This is a genomic window from Streptomyces sp. NPDC056486 (assembly GCF_042795295.1).
Taxonomy (GTDB): Bacteria; Actinomycetota; Actinomycetes; order Streptomycetales; family Streptomycetaceae; genus Streptomyces.
Window position 1 is genome coordinate 20,657 of record NZ_JBHTSF010000121.1, and the last position, 6,767, is coordinate 27,423.

The following is a 6,767-nucleotide window of genomic DNA, read 5'->3' on the forward strand; positions in this document are numbered from 1 at the left end:
CAGCCGAAGGGACATGACCACCATGCCGCGCTATCTGACGATGATCCGCATCGATGAGAAGACCTCCCCCGAGGGCGGCCCGAGCCCCGAGATGGGCGAGCGCATGGGCGAGCTCCTCGAAGAGATCACCAAGGCCGGGGTGATGCTCGACACCGCGGGCCTCACCCCGAGCGCCCAGACCACCCAGGTGCACTGGAAGGGCGGCCAGGTGTCCGTCACGGACGGCCCGTTCACCGAGGCGAAGGAGGTCGTCGGCGGCTACTCGATCACGCAGTGCAAGGACAAGGCCGAGGCGATCGAGTGGGCGAGCCGGTTCCTGAAGACCCATGACGAGCACTGGACCGTGACGGCCGAGGTCCGGGAGATCATCGAGGGCTGACGCGACAGGCGCCGGACCTTTGCGGCGCCGCCGCGGGGGTGCTCTGATGGGTGGCCGTGACGGCCCACTCCTCAGAGCCCCCTCGCCCCGAGACTGCCGACGGCATTTCGCAGGCCCCCGACCTTTCGCAGGCCCCCGACCTTTCGCAGGCCCCCGACCGCGCGGTCGAGACCGTCTTCCGGATCGAGTCCCCGCGCCTCATCGCCGGTGTCGCGCGGATCGTGCGCGACGTGGGCATCGCGGAGGAACTCGCGCAGGACGCGCTGGTCGCAGCCCTCGAACAGTGGCCGCGGACCGGCGTCCCCGACAATCCGGGCGCCTGGCTGATGACCACGGCCAAGCGGCGCGCCATCGACCTCGTACGCCGCAGGGAGCGCTACGCGAGCAAGCTTCAGGAGATGGGCCGCGACCTGGAGACGGCCCCGCCCCAGGTCGTCGAACCCGCCGAATCCGTCGACCCTGACTACATCGACGACGACCTCCTGCGCCTCGTCTTCACCGCCTGCCATCCGGTGCTCTCCGCCGAGGCCCGCATCGCCCTCACGCTGCGGCTGCTCGGCGGTCTCACGACGGTGGAGATCGCCCGCGCGATGCTGGTTCCCGAGGCGACGGTGGCCCAGCGCGTCGTGCGCGCGAAGCGCACCCTCGCGGCCAAGGCCGTGGCCTTCGAAGTGCCGTACGGGGCCGAGCGCGAGGCTCGGCTCGGGTCGGTGCTCGAGGTCATCTACCTCATCTTCAACGAGGGGTACGCGGCCACGGCGGGCGACGACTGGCTGCGCCCGTCGCTGTGCGAGGACGCCCTGCGCCTCGCCCGTGTGCTGGCCGCGCTGATGCCGCGGGAGGCCGAAGTGCACGGCCTTGCCGCGCTGTTGGAGCTCCAGACGTCCCGCGCGGCGGCACGGACGGGCCCCAAGGGCGAGCCGGTGCTCCTTGCCGACCAGGACCGCCGCCACTGGAACCTCCCGCTGATCCGGCGGGGCTTCGGGGCGCTCGCCCGCGCGCACTCGGCGGCTGAGGGCGCGGCAGGGCCGTACGCACTCCAGGCCGCGATCGCCGCCTGCCACGCGAACGCCCCTTCGTACGAGGAGACGGACTGGCCCCGGATCGTCACCCTGTACGAACTCCTGGCCGCCCGCGCTCCGTCACCGGTGATCGAACTGAACCGCGCGGTGGCGGTGTCGATGGCCTCGGGCCCGGCGCAGGCGCTGCGCCTCGTGGACGCGCTCGCGGATGAACCCGCCCTGAAGGACTACCACTTGCTGCCGAGCGTGCGGGGCGACCTGCTGCTGAGGCTCGGTCGGGCGGCGGAGGCGCGGGGGGAGTTCGAGCGGGCGGCGGGGCTTACGCGGAATGAGCGGGAGCGGGAGCTGCTGCTGGGGCGGGCTGAATCCTGTAGCCCGTCGAGGGGGTCCCTCCCTGCTCCTTAAGAGCTTGGGGGAGTTTGAGGACGAACTCGGCGGAGCCGGTGATGACGGTGACCAAGACCCCGCTCAGGTGCCTACAACAGGCCGCCCGATCAACATCGTCGGCGCCCCCGCCACCCGGGTGAGAAACACGGTCGCCGAGTTGGCCCCCCGCGGCTTCACCTTCCGCCGCAGCTCCTCCGGCTCCACCGCAGACCCCCGCTTCTTCACCGTCAGGATCCCGACCTCCCGCTCCCGCAGCACCGCCTTCAACTTCTTCACGCCGAAGGGCAGTTGGTCGGTGATCTCGTACGCCACCGCGTACGGCGTCGCATGCAGCGCGTCGGAGGTGACGTACGCGATGGTCTCGTCGATGAGACCGCCCTCCACCCGTGCGGCCACCTCCGCCACCAGATGCGCACGGATGACCGCGCCGTCCGGCTCGTACAGATAGCGGCCCACCGCCCGCACCGCCGGATCCGGCAGCATCGCGTCGAGCGAGGACCACAGGGACGCGCCCGAGGGCAGCAGCGTCGCGCGGTGCGATGACGGGGTGTCCGTGCCGAACCACAGCACGGCCTCCTTCACGTCCCCGCCGTCCGAGATCCACTCCGCCGCGGCCTCGGCGGGAACCGCCTCGTGCGGAATGCCGGGAGCGATCTTCAGCGCCGCGTGCGGGGCCTTGCGGGCGGCCTGGACGGCCCAGGAGAGGGGCGGGGAGTAGGCCTCGGGGTCGAAGATGCGACCCCGCCCGCCCCGCCGCGCCGGGTCCACGAAGACCGCGTCGTACGCGGCTGTGTCGACCTCGGTGACATCGGCCTCGCGCACCTCGATGAGGTCCGCGAGCCCCAGCGCGTCCGCGTTCGCCCGCGCCACCGCGCAGGTCAGCGGGTCACGGTCGACGGCGAGGACGGCGATGCCGACCCGGGCGAGGGCGATCGCGTCGCCGCCGATGCCGCAGCAGAGGTCCGCCACGCTGCGTACGCCGAGGGACTTGAAGCTCTCGGCGCGGTGCACGGCCACGCTCGTGCGCGTCGCCTGCTCGACGCCGTTCGGCGTGAAGAACATCCGCCCCGCGTCCTCGGGCCCGAACTTCGCCACCGCCCGCCGCCGCAGTCGCGCCTGTGCGAGCACCGCGGTGACAAGATCCGCCGGATGCTCGCGGCGCAGGCGGGTGGCGACGGCAAGCTCCCGGGCCGGATCGGCCTCCCGTACCTCGTCGAGATCGAGCAGGGACCGGCCTTCGGCGGTGAGCAGCGCGGAGAAGGAGGCCAGGGCGGAGTCGAGGTCGTTCACCCGGTCCATTGTGGGCCAGTCGGTGGATGGTGCGCGCCCGGCCGCGGTGTCGGCCCTGTGGCAGGGGCTTGAGCTGCAAAGATCCGGCGCCATGCAACTAGTAAGACAAAACGACAAATTCAGTGCAAGACGGAAGGGCGGGCGGGGGCGGGCGCGGGGTCGGATGCGGGGTCGGATGCGGGCCGGGGCGGCCGTGCTCACCGTCGCCGCGATCGCCTCGGGCTGTGCCTCGGGGGCCGACGGGGGAGCGAATCCCGCGCCCGGCCAGCAGCGCCTGGACGCGCCGCCCGCCCGCGCCCTCGACTCCTACGCCCAGAAACTGCGCGTCGCCGAGGTCGCGCGTGCCGCCGCCGCGAAACGCTGGGGCCTGGCGAAGACCCCGCTGACCGCGCCCGCCGCCCCCGCCGAGAAGGCGAAGATCACCACGCGCAAGGGGTTCGAGGTCAAGGGACAGGCGAGTCTGCCGCCCGTCTTCACGACCATCCCGACCAAGAAGAAGATCGTCTTCCTGACCATCGACGACGGCGCCGAGAAGGACCCGGCCCTGCTCAAGATGATGGGCGAACTGAAGATCCCGTACACCGCGTTTCTCAGCGACTATCTGGTCAAGGAGGACTACGGCTACTTCAAGAAGATGCAGTCCCGCGGCATCACGCTGAACAATCACACCCTCAACCACCGCTATCTTCCGGGGCTTTCGTACGCGGGCCAGCGGCGCGAGATCTGCGGCATGCAAAACGTCATCCACAAGCGCTACGGAAAGCGGCCCGAACTCTTCCGCCCGCCCTACGGCAACTACAACGTGGACACCCTGCGCGCCGCCAAGTCCTGCGGGATCAAGGCCGTGCCGCTGTGGGCGTCCGAGGCCTTCGCCGACCACATGGAGTGGCGCGAGTGGGACCGGGACCTGCACCCCGGCGACATCATCCTCACGCACTTCCGGGGGCGCGAGGACTGGAAGGGCACGATGCCCGACATGGTCCGCAAGGTCATGAAGACGGTCACCGACAAGGGGTACGCGGTGGCCAGGCTCGAGGACTACCTGTGACCCGGCGGGCGCGGGCGCACCGGCGGGCGCGGGCGCACCGTTTCTTCGCCGCGGCGCTCGCGGCGGGCGTGCTCGCGCCCGCGCTGCTCACCGGGTGCGCGCAGTCGGTGGACCCGATCGAGCGCCTCGGCAGAAAGGCGGCGGAGAAGGTTCCGCCGCGAAAACCGACGGCATCGCCCGACTGCGCCCCACCCGCCGGGCCGACGCACACAGAGCGGCACGGGGCGGGGGAGACGGGGCCGGAGCCGGAACCTCCGGACTACGGAAACCGTTGCAGGGACGGGCGCGGAACGCCCTCTGCGCCCCCGCGGCGCACCCCGCTCCCGCAAGAACTCCCATAAGACCCGCGTCAGCGAATTGGCACTCCGCTTGACCGAGTGCTAATCGCCGTCCTAGTCTCGGCCTTGGCACTCACCACTGGAGAGTGCCAACCAGCGACGGGCAGGTCCGGCACCCGCGACGACGGATCCACCTGGTCGCCACCCCAGACTGTTAACCCCGTAGATCTCCGAAGGGGGAGACCGGATCGTGACGACCGCAAGCTCCAAGGTTGCCATCAAGCCGCTCGAGGACCGCATTGTGGTCCAGCCGCTCGACGCCGAGCAGACCACGGCCTCCGGCCTGGTCATTCCGGACACCGCGAAGGAGAAGCCCCAGGAGGGTGCTGTCCTCGCCGTGGGCCCGGGCCGCTTCGAGAACGGCGAGCGCCTGCCGCTCGACGTGAAGGTCGGCGACGTCGTGCTGTACAGCAAGTACGGCGGCACCGAGGTGAAGTACAACGGCGACGAGTACCTCGTCCTCTCGGCTCGCGACGTTCTCGCGATCGTCGAGAAGTAATTCACCGCTTCACCGCTTTACCTGCTTCACCGGCAGATTTGCTTTTGAGCTGCGCCCCTGGTCACCCCGCTGATTGCCGGGCGGCGAGGGGCGCAGTTCGTTCACCCGAGTTTTCGAGAGGGCTGAATCGCTCCCATGGCGAAGATCCTTAAGTTCGACGAGGACGCCCGTCGCGCCCTTGAGCGCGGCGTCAACAAGCTTGCCGACACGGTCAAGGTGACGATCGGCCCCCGCGGCCGCAACGTCGTCATCGACAAGAAGTTCGGCGCTCCCACCATCACCAACGACGGCGTCACCATCGCCCGTGAGGTCGAGGTCGAGGACCCGTACGAGAACCTTGGCGCGCAGCTCGTCAAGGAGGTGGCGACCAAGACCAACGACATCGCGGGTGACGGCACCACCACCGCGACCGTGCTCGCCCAGGCCCTGGTCAAGGAAGGCCTGCGCAACGTAGCCGCCGGCGCCTCCCCGGCCGCCCTGAAGAAGGGCATCGACGCCGCCGTCAAGGCCGTGTCCGAGGAGCTCCTCTCGACCGCGCGCCCGATCGACGACAAGGCCGACATCGCGGCCGTCGCCGGTCTGTCCGCCCAGGACCCGCAGGTCGGCGAGCTCATCGCCGAGGCGATGGACAAGGTCGGCAAGGACGGTGTCATCACCGTCGAGGAGTCCAACACCTTCGGCCTGGAGCTGGACTTCACCGAGGGCATGGCCTTCGACAAGGGTTACCTGTCCCCGTACATGGTGTCCGACCAGGAGCGTATGGAGGCCGTCCTCGACGACCCGTACATCCTGATCCACCAGGGCAAGATCTCCTCCATCCAGGACCTCCTGCCGCTGCTCGAGAAGGTCATCCAGACCAACGCCTCGAAGCCGCTCCTGATCATCGCCGAGGACGTCGAGGGCGAGGCCCTCTCGACCCTGGTCGTGAACAAGATCCGTGGCACCTTCAACGCCGTCGCGGTGAAGGCCCCCGGCTTCGGCGACCGTCGCAAGGCCATGCTCGGTGACCTCGCCACCCTCACCGGCGGCACCGTCATCGCCGAAGAGGTCGGCCTCAAGCTCGACCAGGTCGGCCTTGACGTGCTCGGCACCGCCCGCCGCGTGACCATCACCAAGGACGACACCACCGTCGTCGACGGTGGCGGCGACTCGGCCGAGGTCACGGGCCGCGTCAACCAGATCAAGGCCGAGATCGAGTCCACGGACTCGGACTGGGACCGCGAGAAGCTGCAGGAGCGCCTGGCGAAGCTCGCCGGTGGCGTCTGCGTGATCAAGGTCGGCGCTGCCACCGAGGTCGAGCTCAAGGAGAAGAAGCACCGTCTGGAGGACGCCATCTCCGCGACCCGCGCCGCGGTCGAGGAGGGCATCGTCTCCGGTGGTGGCTCCGCTCTGGTGCACGCCGTCAAGGTTCTCGAGGGCAACCTCGGCAAGGAGGGCGACGAGGCCACCGGTGTCGCCGTCGTCCGCCGCGCCGCCGTCGAGCCGCTGCGCTGGATCGCCGAGAACGCCGGCCTCGAGGGCTACGTCATCACCTCGAAGGTCGCCGAGCTCGACAAGGGCTTCGGCTTCAACGCCGCGACCGGTGAGTACGGCGACCTGGTCAAGGCCGGCGTCATCGACCCGGTCAAGGTGACGCGCTCCGCTCTGGAGAACGCCGCGTCCATCGCCTCGCTGCTCCTCACGACCGAGACCCTGGTCGTCGAGAAGCCGGCCGAGGAAGAGGCTGACGCCGGTCACGGGCACGGTCACTCTCACTGACGCTTGCGCGTAGCTGAAACGGAGGCCCGGCACCCCGCGTTGGGGG

Annotated in this window: 6 protein-coding genes; 5 read left to right on the forward strand and 1 reads right to left on the reverse strand. The window is 70.1% G+C overall.

Features of this window, described 5'->3' with window-relative positions; genetic code table 11:
• Positions 1-22: 22 nt before the first annotated feature.
• The gene (locus tag ACFQ7F_RS33860) at positions 23-379 is read left to right on the forward strand and encodes a YciI family protein (protein ID WP_383279017.1); all 357 of its coding nucleotides are present in this window, start codon (positions 23-25) and stop codon (positions 377-379) included.
• A gap of 104 nt (positions 380-483) precedes the next feature.
• On the forward strand, positions 484-1,806 hold the full coding sequence (locus ACFQ7F_RS33865; RefSeq protein ID WP_383279020.1) for an RNA polymerase sigma factor: 1,323 nt from the start codon (positions 484-486) through the stop codon (positions 1,804-1,806).
• Positions 1,807-1,869: 63 nt separating this feature from the next.
• On the opposite strand, the gene ACFQ7F_RS33870 is transcribed toward ACFQ7F_RS33865, so the two are convergent.
• On the reverse strand, positions 1,870-3,087 hold the full coding sequence (locus ACFQ7F_RS33870; protein WP_383279005.1) for a methyltransferase domain-containing protein: 1,218 nt from the start codon (positions 3,085-3,087) through the stop codon (positions 1,870-1,872).
• Positions 3,088-3,169: 82 nt separating this feature from the next.
• On the opposite strand from ACFQ7F_RS33870, the gene ACFQ7F_RS33875 reads away from it, so the two are divergent.
• From ACFQ7F_RS33875 to groL, 3 genes are all read left to right on the forward strand, one after another.
• Positions 3,170-4,126 (forward strand): polysaccharide deacetylase family protein, encoded by a 957-nt coding sequence (locus ACFQ7F_RS33875; protein WP_383279008.1) that lies wholly within the window; start codon positions 3,170-3,172, stop codon positions 4,124-4,126.
• A gap of 528 nt (positions 4,127-4,654) precedes the next feature.
• Positions 4,655-4,963, forward strand: a complete 309-nt coding sequence (gene groES / locus ACFQ7F_RS33880; RefSeq protein ID WP_006347174.1) for a co-chaperone GroES — start codon at positions 4,655-4,657, stop codon at positions 4,961-4,963.
• A 135-nt stretch (positions 4,964-5,098) separates the two neighbouring features.
• Complete coding sequence (groL, locus tag ACFQ7F_RS33885; RefSeq protein WP_383279011.1) at positions 5,099-6,721, forward strand: chaperonin GroEL; 1,623 nt, start codon at positions 5,099-5,101, stop codon at positions 6,719-6,721.
• Positions 6,722-6,767: the final 46 nt, after the last annotated feature.

Bases quoted from the DNA above. Each gene is read 5' to 3' on its own strand.
- groL (WP_383279011.1), top strand. From the start codon at position 5,099: ATGGCGAAGATCCTTAAGTTCGACGAGGACGCCCGTCGCGCCCTTGAG.
- ACFQ7F_RS33875 (WP_383279008.1), top strand. From the start codon at position 3,170: ATGCAACTAGTAAGACAAAACGACAAATTCAGTGCAAGACGGAAGGGC.
- ACFQ7F_RS33870 (WP_383279005.1), bottom strand. From the start codon at position 3,087: ATGGACCGGGTGAACGACCTCGACTCCGCCCTGGCCTCCTTCTCCGCG.
- ACFQ7F_RS33860 (WP_383279017.1), top strand. From the start codon at position 23: ATGCCGCGCTATCTGACGATGATCCGCATCGATGAGAAGACCTCCCCC.